The organism is Aestuariibius insulae (genome assembly GCF_040783535.2).
GTDB classification, from domain to species: Bacteria; Pseudomonadota; Alphaproteobacteria; order Rhodobacterales; family Rhodobacteraceae; genus Aestuariibius; species Aestuariibius insulae.
In genome coordinates this window covers 483,297-499,504 of the sequence record NZ_JBFONW020000002.1, presented here as the reverse complement: position 1 = coordinate 499,504, position 16,208 = coordinate 483,297, and the positions used below count along the sequence as shown (strand labels likewise).

Genomic DNA, 16,208 nt, shown 5'->3' with positions numbered 1-16,208 from the left:
CTAACCGGGCGTCAGGTCGCTGATCGCTGTCAGGCGGGCCCGGACCGCCTCGGATCGGCCGAAGCCGTAGCGCGCCCAGGCAAGACTGTCCAGACGGGTGGCGGCGGCCTGGGGCCTTCGGCCGGCGAGATCCTCGGCCTCGGCCTGAAACATTAGAAGCGTAGAGAGAAGCGCCGCGTTTTCGTGGCTGCGGGCGATGGGGATTGCCTCTGATGTGATGGCCAAGGTGCGCTGCGCATCGCCGGATCTGAGCGCGAGAGCGGCCAGTTGCACGCCGACATGGGCTTTCTGCACGGCAGTCTCGGGTGCAGCGTAGCTGATCGCCGCCCGTTCGAAGGAGCGGCGCGCAGCCTCGGGGGAGGTCGCGAGCTGGAGCCGGCCGAGGACGTAATAGGAAAAGCCGCGGCGGGGACCGGTCCATCCGGCCTGGGTTGCGAGCGTAACAGCGTCTTGGGCGGCAGCGAGCCTACGAGGGCGGCCGCCTTCATCGCGCAGGGCACTTTCGATGCGGCCTTTCCACGCGCGGGATGGCTTGATGCGCTGATTTGCGGGAATGCCAGCGCCGCGCGGATTGAGACGGCGCAGCAGGGCGGGAAGACGGCGCGCGACATCATCGCGGATCATGCCGTTCGCAAGCTCCGGCGCGTAGATTGCGCGCAGCACGAGCATGTCGAACCCGGTCAGAACGGCATGCATGTTGTCATCGTTGAAGACGCTGTCGGGCAGACGGTAGAGATCGTTGAGCGGACCGAGCGCCTGGGCCATCTCTTCGTGCAGGCAGTCGCGGATCTCTTGCGGGGAGACGTCCGAGGGGACGAAGATGGCCGCGCGGCTGCGCGCGCGAAGCTGGGTCCAGTCGGTCCGGGCCGTGTTGCGGTGGGTGCGGAATTCGTCCCAGCTTGAGACGCCCGGGACAACGAAGCAGGCGGCATTCGGCACGGCGCGCTGGAGCCGTGTTTTCGGCATCGTCTCGATCGTGATGCTGGCTGTTCCGGTCGTCGGGCGGATGTCGAGCCGGGCTTCGGTTCTTAGCCGTGCGATCAAGCGGTCGAGATCGGGACCCAGCGTTGGCGGTGAGGCACCGATCACACGAACGGTGATCGGGCCGTCAAAGCGAGTGAGGCGCGGCACTGTACGCCCGGATTCCAACTCGAAGACCAGATCGAGGATGTCGCGGGCGATATCCTCGTTGGACCGGGTCACCGGGGGAGGTGCCTGCCGGGCAAAGGTTTTCATCGCGGGAAGAGAGCCGAGATCGGGCTGGACAGCGGCGCGGGTCGCTGTTCCGCCAAGCGGTGCGCAGGCGACGGTTGCGGCCAAACAGACCGATGCGATAGCTGCGCGTATAGGTGTCATCGGGCGGATCGCTGATATTTGAGGAAGGGAGTCAGTTCGCCTATGCGGTCGTAGAGGCGCCTGGCGGAGGTGTTTGAGTCCTGGGTGAACCAGTAGACGGAAGGCGCGCCCGCAGCGTCCGCTTGCTCGTAAACCGCTTCGATCAGGGCACGGCCGATGCCTTGGCCGCGCATGTGCGGGTCCGCATAGAGATCCTGCAGGTAGCAGACATTCTCGATCTTCCAGCCGTGCCGGTGGAACAAGTAGTGTGCAATGCCGACTGCTTCGCCGTCGTGGCAGGCGATGAGGCCACTATAGTCCTGAGGGTCATCACCAAGCAGACGCGCGAAGGTTGTGTCGTAGACGGCTCGCGGAACGGTCGTTTCATAAAACTCCAGGTAAGCCGTCCAGAGCCGATCCCAGTCGCTGCGATCAGCCGGTGCGAGCGGACGGATTACGAGGCCCGGATGTGCCGACATGAACGTGCCTTTTTCGTTTGCAACCGGTTCACCTAAACAGAAAGCGGCTGTTTGGCGGGATGGCTTTGTGCCGTTTTGTGCCGCTTTTTTGGGGAAGCGTTGCGGAAACGAATCAACTTGTCAGCGTTGGCCGCGCGCGATGAAGGCGAGGCGTTCAAAGAGATGCACGTCCTGTTCATTCTTCAGGAGCGCGCCGTGCAGTTTGGGCAGAGCGGAGGCGCCGTCGCGTTTGAGATCGTCCGCCGTCAGATCCTCGGCAAGGAGCAGTTTGAGCCAGTCGAGAACCTCGGAGGTCGAGGGCTTTTTCTTGAGGCCTTGCGTGTCGCGGATCTCGTAGAACTGAGTAAGCGCGGTGGTGAGCAGGGCGTTCTTGATACCGGGGTGATGGACTTCGACGATCTGCTTGAGCGTTGCCATGTCCGGAAAGCGGATGAAGTGAAAGAAGCAGCGGCGCAGGAAGGCGTCGGGCAGCTCTTTTTCGTTGTTGGAAGTGATGATGACGATGGGCCGGTGTCTGGCACGGATCGTCTCTCCGGTCTCGTAGACGTGGAATTCCATCCGGTCGAGTTCCTGAAGAAGGTCGTTCGGGAACTCGATATCGGCCTTGTCGACCTCATCAATGAGAAGGACGGTCCGTTGATCGGCGGCAAAGGCCTGCCAAAGCTTGCCCTTCTTGATGTAGTTCGCGACATCCTCGACCTTGGGATCGCCCAGCTGACTGTCGCGCAGGCGGCTGACAGCGTCGTATTCGTAAAGGCCCTGCTGCGCCTTGGTGGTCGATTTGATATGCCATTCGATCATCGGCAGACCCAGCGACGCGGAGACCTGCCGGGCCAGTTCGGTCTTGCCTGTGCCCGGCTCGCCCTTAACAAGAAGCGGGCGTTCAAGCGTCACCGCAGCGTTGACGGCGACGGTGAGGTCTTCGGTCGCGATGTATTGGTCGGTGGACTGAAACTGCATCGGGGCGGGCTTTCCTCGTTTGGAATTGGGGGCACCGTATCAGAGCGCCCGGGCGCTTCAACCGCTTGCGGACACACTGATTTGAGGGCGTGACAGTCCTTTGAAATGGGACTACACGGGCGCCAGTTTCGGAAGGGGAGCGTATGTCTGACAACGGGAGAGTGGCGGACATCGCAATAGCCAGGGGAGCCAGGATGAAAGCCGAGGTATTCTTGCCAGATGATTACCGGCCTGCTGAGAGCGAGCCATTCATGAACGAGCGACAGCTCGAATATTTCCGACGCAAGCTGCAAAACTGGAGAGGGGAGCTTTTGTCCGATAGCCGCGATACGATCAGCGGCCTTCAGGATAGCACGCGCAATATTCCCGATGTCGCGGACCGCGCGAGCGAGGAAACCGACCGGGCGCTGGAGCTTCGGACGCGGGATCGCCAGCGCAAGTTGGTTGCGAAGATCGACGCGGCGTTGCGGCGGATCGATGAGGGCGAATACGGCTATTGCGACATGACGGGCGAGCCGATTTCGCTAAAGCGTCTGGACGCGCGCCCCATCGCGACCATGAGCCTTGAGGCACAAGAACGTCACGAGCGGCGGGAGCGTGTTCATCGCGACGATTGATGCGGGACGGGCGGGCGGTGTCTGCCGCCCGTTGCTCAAAACCAGCCGGATCTAGAAAAGATAGTAACGGCTGGTGACGTGGGACAGGACTTCGTGGCTGCGCCAGTCCACGCGGTAGATCTCGTCTTCGATCTCCATGTAGATCCAGCCATCCTCGACCGGTTCGAGGCCGACATATTCCACATTGAAGACCATGTTGTATTCGCCGCGTTCCAAGACCACGCCGGGAACGACGGGAAGCGGTTTTTGCATCGCTTTGGGGACGACCGCGCAACGCGCACCGGTAGAGGACGTCGAACACAGGCCCGCACCGACCGGCGACGCGGTCCAGAGAAACATGGCAGCAACAGCAGCACCTGACAGAGCACGCAGCAGAATCATCGATCTTATCCTCGAGACGGCAGTCTATCACAGGAATGTGTCGACGTCGCGAGAGGTTCCATCGCGGTAGAGAAAAGAATTCCGATCATGCGACCAGTTCGACCCAGACCGGAACGTGGTCGGACGGCTTGTCCCGTGCGCGATACTCGGCGTCGATATCGCAGGCGGTCATCAGGTCCGCGCATTGAGGGGTCATCAAGACATGATCGATCCGGATGCCATCGTTTCGATCATAGGCGCCGGCTTGATAATCCCAGAACGAGTAGAGACCCGGCTGCGGATGGCGCGCGCGGATCGCCTCGGTGAAGCCGAGGTGTAGGATCCGGCGCCACGCGGTCCGGCTTTCCATGCGAAAGAGCGCGTCTTCTCGCCAGGCATCGGCGCGGGCGGCGTCTTCGGGCTGGGGAATGATGTTGTAGTCGCCTGCCATGAGCGCGGGCATTTCATCCGCGAGCAGCTCTATGGCGCGGGCCTTAAGGCGCTGCATCCAGGCGAGCTTGTAGTCGTATTTCGGCCCGGGAGCGGGGTTGCCGTTAGGCAGGTAGAGACCGCAAAGGCGGATTGCGGTTTCTCCGACGACCGTTGCTTCGATCCAGCGGGCCTGTTCGTCGGTCTCGTCGCCGGGCAGGCCGCGTACGACATCCTCGAGCGGGAGTCTCGACAGGATCGCGACGCCGTTGAAGCCCTTCTGGCCATGGGTTTCGACCGAATAGCCGAGATCCTCGATCTGCTCGCGGGGAAAGCCTTCATCGACGGATTTGATCTCTTGCAGGAGAGCGATGTCTGGCTGCGTTTCGGTCAACCAATCAAGCAGAGCAGGAAGACGAGCCTTGATGCCGTTGATATTGTAGGTCGCGATTTTCATGCGCGGAGCATGGCCCACGCGCCAGGAGCTCACAAGGCGCTATTACATTGAAAAGGATGTGCCGCAGCCGCAGCTTGAACTGGCGTTGGGGTTGTCGATGATGAAGCGCGCGCCGATCAGCTCTTCTGTGAAGTCGATCTTGGCATCGGTCAGGAAGGGCAGGGAGATGCTGTCGATCACGACGCGTTCGCCGGCCTCCTCGAGGATCAGATCGTCCTCTTTGGGCTCGTCCAGCGTGATCTCGTACTGAAAGCCCGAGCATCCGCCGCCTTCGACCGCGACGCGCAGGGCCTTTCCTTCGGCTGCGGCACCGATTTCAGCGAGGCGTTCGAAAGCGCGGGGCGTGACTTTGGGAGGGAGCGTGAGCATCGCGGGGCCTTGGGCTTTGTTTCGTGTTACAATATAGGCAGAGCAGTTCGGTGCCACAAGACGAGGCGATGCCATGATGGCCCCCTATGCCTGCGATCCCAGCCAGAGTCGGGGGCGGCTTTATCCCGAGGAGGAGAGCGATTTTCGCTCTTGCTTTCAACGGGATCGGGACCGGATCATCCATTCGGGTGCGTTCCGGAGGCTCAAGCACAAGACGCAGGTCTTCGTGGAGCATGAGGGTGATCATTTTCGCACGCGGTTGACCCATTCGATCGAGGTCGCGCAGGTGGCGCGGACGATTGCGGGCGCTCTGGGTCTAAACGGCGAGCTGACCGAGGCGGTCGCGCTGGCGCACGATCTGGGGCACACGCCGTTCGGGCATACGGGCGAGGATGCGCTGAACGCATTAATGGAGCCTTATGGCGGTTTTGATCATAATGCTCAGGCGGTGCGGATCGTCACGTCTTTGGAGCGCTCCTACGCGCGGTTCGACGGGCTGAACCTGACGTGGGAGACGCTGGAGGGGATCGCCAAGCATAATGGGCCGGTTCTGCCGCCTCTGCCGGTGGCTTTGGCCGATTATGCGGCGCGTGACGATCTGGAACTGACGACCCATGCGAGCGGGGAGGCCCAGGTGGCGGCCTTGTCCGATGATATCGCGTATAATAACCACGATCTGCATGATGGAGTGCGGGCGGGGCTATTCTCGGACGAGGATATCGCTGAGCTGCCCGTTGTGGGTGCAGCTTATGCCGAAGTGGACCGGCGCTATCCCGGGCTGGAGCGGCGGAGGCGGCGGCACGAGGCGCTGCGCAAGGTGTTCGGGGCCATGGTCAGCGACGTGGTTGCGGTCTCGCGGGCGGCGTTGGAGCAATCCGGGGCGCAGACGCCCGAGGATATTCGCGGTCTGGGGCGGCAGATCATCCGGTTCTCGGACGGGATGTGGGCCGATATTGAGGTCATCCGGGCGTTTCTTTTTGAACGGATGTACCGGGCGCCGGACGTGACGCGGATGCGGGCGGATGTCACGCGGGTGGTCGAGGATCTCTTTCCGATGTTTCTGCGGGATCCGACGCTGTTGCCCAAGGCCTGGCGGGCCGATGTGCTCGCGGTCGAGGACGAGACGGCTTTGGCGCGCATTGTGGCCGATTATATCGCAGGGATGACCGATCGGTTCGCGCTTGAGACGCATGAGAGGCTTTTTGGCTGAGGTTGCCGCTGGCATCCGCCTTAGAGCCGCGTTAATCGCGGGGTCATGAACGTATTTGCAGATATTCGTGCGCTTGTCATCGAAGCGCTTGAGACGCTGGCGGCAAGCGGCACGCTTCCGGGTGGTTTGGCCTATGACAACGTGGCTGTCGAGCCGCCGCGCGATGCGGGTCATGGCGATATGGCGACGAATGCCGCGATGGTACTGGCCAAGCCTGCCGGGATGAAGCCGCGCGATATCGCGGACGCATTGGCTCCGCTGCTGTCCGGGGATGACCGGATCTCTGACGCGAGCGTGGCGGGTCCGGGGTTCTTGAATATGCGGCTGGCCGATAGGGTCTGGCAGAATGTGGTGCGGGGAGTGCTGACGAACCCCGGTTACGGCCGGTCCGATGCGGGGCAGGGGCGGAAGGTGAACGTCGAATATGTCTCGGCCAACCCGACGGGTCCTTTGCATGTGGGCCACACGCGGGGCGCGGTCTTTGGCGATGCGCTGGCGTCGCTTCTGGATTACGCAGGCTATGAGGTCACGCGGGAATACTACATCAATGATGGCGGCGCGCAGGTCGATGTGCTCGCCCGGTCGGTTTACCTCCGGTATCTGGAGGCGCATGGGCAGGAGGTTGCATTCGAGGACGGGACCTATCCGGGTGAGTATCTTAAGGATGTCGGGCAGGCGCTGAAGGACAAGGTCGGCGATCAGTTCGTCGACAAGGGCGAGCAGTACTGGCTTGAAGAAGTGCGGGAGTTCGCCACCGAAGCCATGATAACGATGATCCGCGAGGATCTGGCTGCGATCGGCGTCGAGATGGATGTGTTTTACAGCGAGAAGTCGCTGTACGGGACAGGCCAGATCGAGGCGGCGATTGCCGATCTTGAGAGCAAGGACCTGATCTATCGCGGCACGCTGGAGCCGCCCAAGGGCAAGGTGCCCGAGGATTGGGAGCCGCGGGAGCAGATGCTGTTCCGGTCGACCGCGCATGGCGACGACGTGGATCGGCCGATCCAGAAGTCGGATGGCTCCTGGACCTATTTCGCGCCCGATATCGCCTATCACTACGACAAGATCTCGCGCGGCTACGATGCGCTGATCGATGTGTTCGGGGCCGATCATGGGGGCTATGTGAAGCGGATGAAGGCAGCGGTTTCAGCGCTGTCGGACGGGAAGGTGCCGGTCGATATCAAGCTGTGCCAGCTTGTGCGGCTCTTCAAGGATGGCGCGCCGTTCAAGATGAGCAAGCGGGCGGGTACGTTCATCACCCTGCGGGATGTCGTGAACGAGGTCGGCGCGGATGTGACGCGGTTCACGATGCTGACGCGCAAAAACGATGCGCCGCTCGATTTCGATTTCGCGAAGGCGGTCGAGCAGTCGAAGGACAATCCGGTTTTCTACGTCCAGTACGCTCATGCGCGGGTGCAGTCGGTTCTGCGCAAGGCGGAGATCGATGTAAGCGATGCCGCATTGGCCGATGCGGATCTGGGCAAGCTGGATCACGAGGCCGAGTTGGATCTGGCGCGGAAGATTGCCGAATGGCCACGGTTGGTCGAGATTGCCTCACGGACCAACGAGCCGCATAGGATCGCCTTCTATCTCTATGATTTGGCTGGTGTTTTCCACAGTCTGTGGAATCGCGGCAACGACGAGCCGTCCCTGAGATTCCTGCAAGAGGGCGATGAGGCCACAAGTCGGGCCAAAATCGCGCTTGCCCGCGCCACGGCGGTTGTCATTGCACAGGGCCTCGGTATCCTTGGTGTCACTCCTGCGGACGAGATGCGCTGAAGCGTACGGGACGCCGCCAGGACGAGGCAGTGTGACAAGGACCGGCGGAACCAGCCGCCGTGGTGAGATAAATGGCAGTTCAGACGATGACCGATGGGGCAGGGCTCCCGATTGGGGCGGGCCGGGTGGCGAATGTCGCGGGCGCGGTGATGTCCCTTGCGCTGATGATCGGCGTGGCGGTGTGGGGATATAAGCTTTTCGTGCGCGACGTGACCGGGATCCCGGTGGTCCGGGCGGTTGACGGGCCCATGCGTCAGGCTCCGGACAACCCGGGGGGCACGATTGCCTCGCATCAGGGCCTTGCGGTGAACGAGATTGCGGCCGTCGGTGTCGCCTCTGGTCCTCAGGATGCGTTGATGCTTGCGCCGGGGGCGCTTGATCTGTCGGGAGAGGATATCCCAAGCGAAGAATTGACGCCTGTCGTCGAGACCGCTGAGGTCGCGGAGCCGAGCGATGGGCCTGCGACGGGCCTGACCGCTCCGATGATCGTTGAAGCCTATGGACTGGAAGAAGCCGAGGTCCCTTCGGCTGTCGAAACCGCCGCTACTCAATCTGTGGCAGCTGTCGATCCGATCCAGGCCGTTCTCGAAGCTGTCGTTCTAGACGTGCCGGCCAGCATGATCGTGCCTGCCAGTGTGCCGGGTGTCGTACGCTCCGAACGCCCGAGAATGCGGCCTGCCGGTGCGCGTCTTCGTCCGGCGCGGGCAGAGGCTCCTTCGGCCGCGGCACCGGTCAGCGCGGACGCGGTTCCTGTCGGGGCTCATCTGATCCAGCTTGGCGCCTATGACAGCGAAGCTGTCGCCAAGAGCGAATGGACCCGGTTGTCGGGCCGGTTCTCGGATTATCTGACGGTAAAGTCTCCCGTTATTCAGGAAGCCGAGCGAGGGGGGCGGACGTTCTATCGCCTTCGTGCAGCGGGCTTTGAAGATATGAGCGATGCCAGACGGTTGTGCTCGGCCCTTAAGGCGGCGGGCGCGGACTGTATTCCGGTCGTTGCCCGGTAGATATGGGGCAAAGCGCCTTTATCACCGGTTGCGCCGGGCCGGGTCTTGGACCAGATGAAGCCAGCCTTTTTCGGGAGGCGGATCCCTGGGGGTTTATCCTTTTCGCGCGGAATATCGAGACACCGGATCAGGTTCGGCGTCTGGTCGGCGATCTGAGAGACGCGGTCGGGCGGAAGGCGCCGGTTCTGATCGATCAGGAGGGCGGGCGGGTCCAGCGATTGGGACCGCCGGTTTGGCGTCAATATCTGCCCGCTTTGGATCAGGTGCAGCAGACGGGCGGATCAATTCGCGCGATGTATCTGCGGCAGCGGCTGATCTCTCAGGAGTTGTTCGATCTGGGGATCGACGTCAATTGCGTCCCGTGTCTCGATCTTTTGATGGAGGACGCGCATCCGGTTATGGCGAACCGCCTCCTTGGGCGAGATGAGAGCGAGATCATCCCGCTGGCGCGCGCAATCATCGACGGGGGCCGGGATGGCGGTGTTCGGTCGGTCATCAAGCACCTGCCGGGCTATGGGCGCGCGACAGTCGACAGCCATAAGGATCTGCCCAGGGTCGATACGCCCTTGAGCCTGCTGAAAGAGACCGATTTCCAACCGTTTCTGCCCTTTGCCGACGAGGCGATGGGGATGACGGCGCATATCCTGTTCACGGATGTCGATGCGGAGCGTCCGGTGACGCAATCGCAGGCAGGGATCCGGCTGATCCGGGAAGAGATCGGCTTTGGGGGGCTCCTGATGACCGACGATATCTCGATGGAGGCCCTGTCGGGAGATGTCGCGGAGCGGGCGAGGCGATCGCTCGAGGCGGGATGCGATATGGCGTTGCACTGCAACGGCGCCTTCGGCGAGATCGAGATGGTCGCCGCGACTTGCGGACCGATGGGCGCGGAGGCGCAGCAGCGCGCGGATGCGGCGCTGGCAGAACCTCTGGTGCCGGTTGAGGATGACATCCCGGCGCTTTTGGCAGAATATGAGATGCTGTTGAAAGGCGTCTGATTTGGCCGAACCTGAAAGCAATGTGATCTCCGTTCAGGATCGGCTGGCTGCCGAGGCCCTGATCGTGGACGTCGACGGCTACGAAGGGCCGCTCGATTTGCTGCTGACGATGAGCCGGACGCAGAAGGTTGATCTTCGCCAGATCAGCGTTCTGGCGCTGGCGCAGCAATACCTCGCCTTTATCGAGACGGCGCGGGATCTGAGGATCGAGCTGGCCGCCGATTATCTGGTGATGGCCGCTTGGCTCGCCTTTCTGAAGTCGCGTCTGCTTTTGCCGCCTGACCCCGAAGAGGAGGGACCATCGGGTGAGGAACTGGCAGCCCATCTGGCCTTTCAGCTCGAGCGTCTTCAGGCGATGCGTGATGCCGCAGCCAAGCTGATGGCGCGCGATCAGCTGGGGCGGGATTTCTTTGCACGCGGGATCACCGAGGATGTCACGCGCGTGCGGCGCGTCACCTATACCGCCACGCTGATCGATCTGATGCAGGGCTATGCCCGGATCCGAACCAAGGACGAGTTCCGGCCCTTCGTGATGGACCGTGATGCGGTTCTGACCATGGAAGAGGCGTTGGCGCGGATGCGGCCCTTGATCGGCTTTGCGGGCGAGTGGACCGATATCGTCAGCTACCTGCCCGAAGGCTGGGAGATGGATCCGGCCAAGCGGCGGTCGGCGACGGCAGCGACCTTTGCAGCCTCGCTTGAGTTGGCGAAGGAAGGGCGGCTTGAGATCCGCCAGAGCGATACGTTCGCGCCCATCGAAATCCGGAGGCGGGATGGCAGAGACAGCTGAAGAGAGCCTTTTTGAGGCGCCGCCGATGGGCGAGCAGGAGCGGATGGTCGAGGCGATCCTCTTCGCCTCTGCCGAGCCGGTCACGATCCGGGAGCTGGCAGGGCGGATGCCCCATGGATGCCAGCCGACCGAAGCGCTTGTGCATTTGCGCAAGCGCTATGAGGGACGCGGCGTCGCGTTGATGAAGATCGGCGATGCCTGGGCGTTTCGAACAGCGGCGGATCTTGGGTTTCTGATGCAAAAAGAGACGGTCGAGACGCGCAAGCTGTCTCGTGCGGCGATCGAGACGCTGGCTATCGTGGCCTATCATCAGCCGGTCACCCGTGCGGAGATCGAGGAGATCCGCGGGGTCAGCGTCTCGCGCGGGACGATCGATCAGTTGATCGAGCTGGAATGGATCCGGTTCGGCCGACGCCGGATGACGCCGGGGCGGCCCGTGACATTCATCGTGACGGAAGCATTCCTCGATCACTTCGGGCTTGAGAATGCACGCGATCTTCCTGGCTTGCAGGAATTGCGTGCGGCGGGCCTTCTTGAGAACAGGCCGCCCCCGGATGCGGCGCAGCCGGGCGATGAGGAAGAAGACGAGGATCAGACGGATATGTTCGAGGACGAGGCTTAGATCGGATGAAAGCCGCCGGTTCTGTCGGCGCTCGCTCGCATCTCTTCATCCACGCTTTACTTATGTCGGGTATAGGAGGCGGTCATGAACGCAAATCGATTGGTCAACATGCTGGTGCGGCGTCTCGTGAACAGGGGCATCAATCGCGGCATCGGATATGCCGCGCGTCGGGGCAAGGCGCCGGGTCAGATGACGTCAGATGAACGGACGCGGGCGCAATCGTCCCAAAAGATGGGCAAGCGAGCGCGTCAGGCATTGCGTTTGGGACGGCGGTTCACGCGGTTCTAAACTGTTTGGCGAGCTTGAGGCCCTGGCCTTGATAGTTCGATTTGATGCCCTGACCGTAAAGCTGCTCGGGCAGTTCTGACATTTCCTCATAGATCAACCGGCCAACGATCTGTCCGTGTTCAAGCGCGAACGGGGCTTCGTGACAGCGCACTTCGAGCACGCCGCGAGAGCCTTGGCCTCCGGCGGATGCATGTCCGAAGCCCGGATCGAAAAAGCCCGCGTAATGGACGCGGAACTCTCCGACCATGGCGAGATAGGGGGCCATTTCGGCCGCATAGGTTGGTGGGATCGTGACGGCCTCGCGGCTGACAAGGATATAGAATGCGCCCGGGTCAAGGATAATGCGACCGTTTTGGGCGGTCACCGGCTCCCAGAACTCGGCGGCGTCGTAATGGTCGATCCGATTAAGATCGATGACCCCGGTATGCGGTTTTGCGCGATATCCGACAACGTCGCCACCCGACAGATCGACGGAGAATCCAAGACCATCGTTGATGACCGGGTCCGTATCGACAAGGGGCGTCGTTTTGTGAAGGGCTTTGAGCGCGTCGTCATCAAGCACGGTTTCCCCATCGCGAAACCGGATCTGGTTCAGTCGCTGTCCCGATCTGATCAGAACCGAGAACGAGCGCGGACAGATCTCGGCATAGAGCGGGCCCTTGTAGCCGGGCGGGATCCGGTCGAACTCAACCCCTCCGTCCGAGATGGCCCGGGTCAGAAGGTCGAGCCGTCCGGTTGAGCTTTTGGCATTCGCGACGGCCTGGATCGACAGCGGAAGGTTGAGGCTTTCCAGAAGGGGGACAAGATAGACGCAGCCCTTTTCCAAGACGGCGCCGTCCGTCAGGTCGATCCGGTGCATCTCGAATTCGGACAGACGATCCGAGATCGCGCGGCCTTCACCGGCCAGAAAACTGGCGCGGATCCGGTAGGCGGTGTCTCCGAGGCGTAGATCGAGGCTTGCGGGCTGGATCTGACCGTCGTCGAGCGGCGTGGCCGGTGCGATCGCTCCGGTATCGACAAGCGTCGAGATCTGTTGGCTGGGTAGGACACCGGGCATGGGCAGGACCTTCTGAAACACGAAACGCCCGGGCCTAGACGGCGACGGGCGTTTTCATATTGGTCGGGCTAGCAGGACTCGAACCTGCGACCTTCCGTCCCCCAGACGGACGCGCTACCAGGCTGCGCCATAGCCCGACTTGAGCGCCTTCATACTGGTTTGCGAAGCGGGGGCAAGCGCGAAAGGGCAGCATGTCAGCCGGACGCAAGCCGTGCGGAGATCTCGCGCAGGCCGGACAGATGCGGCGCGATCGCAGAGCGGTTTGCCTTCAAAGACGCGCGAGGTGTGGTCGCGAGTGTGGTCAGCAGACCGGAAGTTGCCTCGATATCGGCTTCGAGCGGATCGTCCGGAATGCTTGCGCCTAGAGGTTCAAGCTTTGCGGGGGCAGGTGTCTGTGGTTCGGCGGGGGTCGCCTCATCGGCGGGCTCATTCATGAAGGCAAAGAGCGGGCCGTAATCGATTGGCTCTTCCGTGGCAGGTGCGTCTGGTTCGATGACTGCCGGCGGATCCGCGACTTCGGGATCTGAATGGGTCTGCAGTGGAGCCTCGGACGCGGGAGCGGAGGGCGGCACTGCTTCTTTGGCGGGCTTTTCGACGGCTTTATCGATGGGCTTGGCACCATCAGCCTTCGCGCGCTTGGGGCGTTCGATCTGCGGCGCCTCTCCGACTGTCGGGTCGGCACCGAAAGCCGAGACGTGGCGCACGCCTTTGGTTTTGAGCAAGTCCTGCACGGCCTTGATCGTCATGCCGTCCTCGTGGAGCAGCTTTTGGATCCCGCTCAGCAGAACCATATCGGCCGGGCGATAATAGCGGCGGCCGCCCGCGCGTTTGACCGGCTTTATCTGGCTGAACTTGCTTTCCCAAAAGCGCAGCACATGCGCCGGAGCGTCAAGCCAGTCTGAAACTTCGCTGATCGTTCGAAAGGCGTCGCGAGCCTTGGGCATTCAATTCAGCTCTTGTTGCCTGTGGCGACCCGGTCCTTCATCAAATGGGAGGGCCGGAAGGTCAGAACGCGGCGGGGATGGATCGGAACCTCCTCGCCAGTCTTTGGATTGCGACCGACGCGGGCCGCCTTTTCGCGGACGGAAAAGGTGCCAAAGGACGAGATCTTGACGCTTTCACCGCGCACAAGCGCGTCAGACATATGAGTGAGCACGCTTTCGACAAGCTGGGCGCTGTCATTGCGCGACAGACCGACCTCGTTGAAGACAGCCTCGCTGAGATCCATGCGAGTAAGTGTCTTTTCGCCCATACCGTTTCCTCCTGCGGCCCTGACACCGGACCATGAAGGTTCGGTTTTTCCGAGTCAATCTCAACAACTTAGAAGAGGGTATTCGCGCGCAGACCTGCCGTAGAACCAGTTTGCTTGCCCCGCAGGTCGTTCAGACTCACCACCGCAGGACGACGGCGCCCCATGCGAGACCACCGCCGATTGCCTCCGTGACGATGATGTCACCCTGCTTAATGCGACCGTCCTGAACGGCGATCGACAAGGCAAGAGGGATCGATGCGGCAGAGGTGTTTCCGTGGTCGGCGACCGTTGTGACGACCTGCTCCATCGGGGTGCCGAGCTTCTTGGCCGTCGCCTGAATGATACGGATATTCGCCTGATGCGGGACGACCCAAGTGATATCGTCATGTGCCAGCTTCGCCTTCGCAAGAGCGGCTTCGGCGGTGGCGGCCAGCTTTTCGACAGCGTGCCGGAACACTTCCTTGCCCTGCATGCGCAGGTGGCCGGTCGTTTGGGTGGACACGCCGCCATCGACATAAAGCAGATCGCGATAGGTGCCGTCGGAATGCAGGTCAGTGGCGAGAATGCCGCGATCGCTCGTTTCTCCGGAGCTTTCCATGGCTTCAAGCAGCAGCGCACCGGCGCCGTCGCCGAAGAGAACGCAGGTGCCGCGATCGGTCCAGTCCATGATGCGCGAAAACGTCTCGGCGCCGATCACCATAACGCGGTTCGCCTGGCCTGACACGATCAACGCATCGGCCTGGGCGAGCCCGTAGACGAAACCCGCGCAGACCGCTTGCACATCGTAGGCAAAGCCTCGCGTCATGCCGAGCGCGCTTTGCACCATTGTGGCAGCAGAGGGGAAAGTCAGATCTGGCGTCGAAGTTGCAACGACGATCGCATCGATGTCGTCGGGTTCGAGGCCTGCCATATCGAGGGCCTGCCGTGCCGCCTGGGTGGCCATCTGCGACGTCGTCTCGCCTTCAGCGGCGAAATGGCGCCGCTCGATCCCGGATCTGGCGCGGATCCACTCGTCTGTGGTGTCCAGAAAGCCCTCGAAATGGCTGTTGGGCACGACGCGTTCAGGAAGGTAGTGGCCTATGCCAACCGGGACGGCGCGTCGGATCATGAAGAATTTGCCTTTGCCGTCTCGTCGATCGCGACCGCGGTGGCTTGCGCCACGCGCGCGGCCAGTCGGTCCGAGAATCCAGACTGGCCCAATTGATAGGCAAGATAAAGGGCAGAGCCGACGCCGGTGGCATCCGCCGATCCGTGGCTTTTCACGACCGTCCCATTCAGGCCAAGAAAGACACCGCCATTGACCCGGCGGGGATCGACACGTTTGCGAAACCGCTGAAGCGATGTGTAGGCCAGAAGGGCTGCGATGCGCGACAGCGGTGTCTTCTTGAAGGCTTCCTTCAGGAGCTGACCGATCAGGTTTGCGGTGCCTTCGCCGGTCTTGAGCGCGACATTGCCGGTAAAGCCGTCGGTGACGATGACATCGACGTTCTTGGAGGGGATATCACCGCCTTCGATAAAGCCCACATAATCAAATTCACCTTGCGGTGCCGCGCGCGCGATCATGTCGTTGGCGATCTTAAGTTCGGCGCGGCCCTTATGCTCTTCGGTGCCCACGTTCAGAAGGCCGACGCGAGGCCGCTGGATGTCCATGCCGTTGCGGGCATAGCTGGCGCCCATCAGGGCAAAGGTCAGAAGATCCTCGTGGTCCGCCCGAATATCAGCGCCGACATCCAGCATCACGTTGAAGCCGCCTTTGTTCAGCGACGGCCAGAGACAGGCGATGGCAGGGCGATTCACACCTTCCGCCTTGCGCAGTCGGACCATCGAAACGGCCATGAGCGCGCCGGTATTGCCGCAAGAGACGCAGACGGAGGCTTCGCCGTCGCGCACCGCCTCGATCGCGGCCCACATGGAGGTGCCTTTGCCGTGGCGCATGACCTGGGACGGCTTGTCCTTCATCTTGACGACACCGTCGGAGTGCCGGATCTCGACCTTGTCCTCGATCTTTCGCTTGGCGACCTGTTTTTCCAGCTGGGTCTTATCGCCGTGCAAAAGAACACGGGCGTCGGGATTGCGCTTTAGAAAACGCGCAAGGCCCGCAACAACCGTTGCAGGCCCGTTGTCACCGCCCATGGCGTCAACAGAAAGAGAGAAGGGAGCTGATGTGAAGCTGCCGTCTTGCATCGCCGGCCCGCCCAGAGC

Annotated in this window: 19 protein-coding genes and 1 tRNA gene; 8 read left to right on the top strand and 12 right to left on the bottom strand. The window is 62.1% G+C overall.

Annotated elements, in window-relative coordinates; translation table 11 throughout:
• The 3 genes from AAD018_RS08775 to AAD018_RS08765 all read right to left on the bottom strand — a co-directional run bounded on the left by AAD018_RS08775 (position 1) and on the right by AAD018_RS08765 (position 2,774).
• Positions 1 to 1,356, bottom strand: a complete 1,356-nt coding sequence (locus AAD018_RS08775; RefSeq protein WP_367315122.1) for a DUF2927 domain-containing protein — start codon at positions 1,354 to 1,356, stop codon at positions 1 to 3.
• Positions 1,353 to 1,814 carry a GNAT family N-acetyltransferase gene (locus AAD018_RS08770; RefSeq protein WP_367315121.1) on the bottom strand — a complete coding sequence of 154 codons (462 nt, stop codon included), beginning with the start codon at positions 1,812 to 1,814 and terminating at the stop codon, positions 1,353 to 1,355. Before AAD018_RS08770 ends, AAD018_RS08775 begins: the two co-directional genes overlap by 4 nt.
• A gap of 120 nt (positions 1,815 to 1,934) precedes the next feature.
• Positions 1,935 to 2,774, bottom strand: a complete 840-nt coding sequence (locus tag AAD018_RS08765) for an AAA family ATPase (protein WP_367315120.1) — start codon at positions 2,772 to 2,774, stop codon at positions 1,935 to 1,937.
• A gap of 194 nt (positions 2,775 to 2,968) precedes the next feature.
• Here AAD018_RS08765 and dksA point away from each other — a divergent pair, with 194 nt between their 5' ends.
• The gene (gene dksA / locus AAD018_RS08760) at positions 2,969 to 3,391 is read left to right on the top strand and encodes an RNA polymerase-binding protein DksA (RefSeq protein ID WP_367315119.1); all 423 of its coding nucleotides are present in this window, start codon (positions 2,969 to 2,971) and stop codon (positions 3,389 to 3,391) included.
• Positions 3,392 to 3,442: 51 nt separating this feature from the next.
• Here the strand turns inward: dksA and AAD018_RS08755 are convergent, their stop codons facing one another.
• From AAD018_RS08755 to AAD018_RS08745, 3 genes are all read right to left on the bottom strand, one after another.
• A complete protein-coding gene (locus AAD018_RS08755; RefSeq protein WP_367315118.1) occupies positions 3,443 to 3,772 on the bottom strand; it encodes a hypothetical protein in 330 nt (109 codons plus the stop codon).
• 85 nt (positions 3,773 to 3,857) lie between these two features.
• Entirely contained in the window at positions 3,858 to 4,637 is a 780-nt protein-coding gene (gene xth, locus AAD018_RS08750) for an exodeoxyribonuclease III (RefSeq protein WP_367315117.1), read from the bottom strand.
• A gap of 42 nt (positions 4,638 to 4,679) precedes the next feature.
• Positions 4,680 to 5,006 (bottom strand): HesB/IscA family protein, encoded by a 327-nt coding sequence (locus AAD018_RS08745; protein WP_367315217.1) that lies wholly within the window; start codon positions 5,004 to 5,006, stop codon positions 4,680 to 4,682.
• A gap of 73 nt (positions 5,007 to 5,079) precedes the next feature.
• Between AAD018_RS08745 and AAD018_RS08740 the strand changes: the two genes are divergently transcribed.
• The 7 genes from AAD018_RS08740 (at position 5,080) to AAD018_RS08710 (ending at position 11,697) form a co-directional block, all read left to right on the top strand.
• Positions 5,080 to 6,216, top strand: coding sequence for a deoxyguanosinetriphosphate triphosphohydrolase (locus AAD018_RS08740; protein ID WP_367315116.1), 1,137 nt, complete (start codon positions 5,080 to 5,082; stop codon positions 6,214 to 6,216).
• Between the two features lie 45 nt (positions 6,217 to 6,261).
• Positions 6,262 to 7,995, top strand: coding sequence for an arginine--tRNA ligase (argS, locus tag AAD018_RS08735; protein WP_367315115.1), 1,734 nt, complete (start codon positions 6,262 to 6,264; stop codon positions 7,993 to 7,995).
• A 71-nt stretch (positions 7,996 to 8,066) separates the two neighbouring features.
• A complete protein-coding gene (locus AAD018_RS08730; protein WP_367315114.1) occupies positions 8,067 to 8,999 on the top strand; it encodes an SPOR domain-containing protein in 933 nt (310 codons plus the stop codon).
• A gap of 2 nt (positions 9,000 to 9,001) precedes the next feature.
• Positions 9,002 to 9,997: a glycoside hydrolase family 3 N-terminal domain-containing protein gene (locus tag AAD018_RS08725; protein ID WP_367315113.1), complete on the top strand. Its 996-nt coding sequence runs from the start codon at positions 9,002 to 9,004 to the stop codon at positions 9,995 to 9,997.
• Between the two features lies 1 nt (position 9,998).
• Positions 9,999 to 10,787: a segregation and condensation protein A gene (locus AAD018_RS08720; RefSeq protein WP_367315112.1), complete on the top strand. Its 789-nt coding sequence runs from the start codon at positions 9,999 to 10,001 to the stop codon at positions 10,785 to 10,787.
• On the top strand, positions 10,771 to 11,409 hold the full coding sequence (scpB, locus tag AAD018_RS08715) for an SMC-Scp complex subunit ScpB (RefSeq protein ID WP_367315111.1): 639 nt from the start codon (positions 10,771 to 10,773) through the stop codon (positions 11,407 to 11,409). The genes AAD018_RS08720 and scpB overlap by 17 nt, the downstream gene beginning before the upstream one ends.
• Before the next feature lie 84 nt (positions 11,410 to 11,493).
• Positions 11,494 to 11,697 carry a hypothetical protein gene (locus AAD018_RS08710; RefSeq protein WP_367315110.1) on the top strand — a complete coding sequence of 68 codons (204 nt, stop codon included), beginning with the start codon at positions 11,494 to 11,496 and terminating at the stop codon, positions 11,695 to 11,697.
• Here the strand turns inward: AAD018_RS08710 and AAD018_RS08705 are convergent.
• The 6 genes from AAD018_RS08705 to plsX all read right to left on the bottom strand — a co-directional run bounded on the left by AAD018_RS08705 (position 11,684) and on the right by plsX (position 16,190).
• Positions 11,684 to 12,754: a 2'-deoxycytidine 5'-triphosphate deaminase gene (locus AAD018_RS08705; RefSeq protein ID WP_367315109.1), complete on the bottom strand. Its 1,071-nt coding sequence runs from the start codon at positions 12,752 to 12,754 to the stop codon at positions 11,684 to 11,686. The genes AAD018_RS08710 and AAD018_RS08705 overlap by 14 nt on opposite strands.
• Before the next feature lie 60 nt (positions 12,755 to 12,814).
• Positions 12,815 to 12,891 (bottom strand) — tRNA-Pro (locus tag AAD018_RS08700).
• 57 nt (positions 12,892 to 12,948) lie between these two features.
• On the bottom strand, positions 12,949 to 13,698 hold the full coding sequence (locus AAD018_RS08695) for a MerR family transcriptional regulator (RefSeq protein WP_367315108.1): 750 nt from the start codon (positions 13,696 to 13,698) through the stop codon (positions 12,949 to 12,951).
• 5 nt (positions 13,699 to 13,703) lie between these two features.
• Complete coding sequence (gene ihfA, locus AAD018_RS08690) at positions 13,704 to 14,006, bottom strand: integration host factor subunit alpha (protein ID WP_367315107.1); 303 nt, start codon at positions 14,004 to 14,006, stop codon at positions 13,704 to 13,706.
• A 136-nt stretch (positions 14,007 to 14,142) separates the two neighbouring features.
• Positions 14,143 to 15,114 carry a beta-ketoacyl-ACP synthase III gene (locus AAD018_RS08685; RefSeq protein ID WP_367315106.1) on the bottom strand — a complete coding sequence of 324 codons (972 nt, stop codon included), beginning with the start codon at positions 15,112 to 15,114 and terminating at the stop codon, positions 14,143 to 14,145.
• Entirely contained in the window at positions 15,111 to 16,190 is a 1,080-nt protein-coding gene (gene plsX, locus AAD018_RS08680; RefSeq protein WP_367315105.1) for a phosphate acyltransferase PlsX, read from the bottom strand. The genes AAD018_RS08685 and plsX overlap by 4 nt, the downstream gene beginning before the upstream one ends.
• Between the last annotated feature and the right edge of the window lie 18 nt (positions 16,191 to 16,208).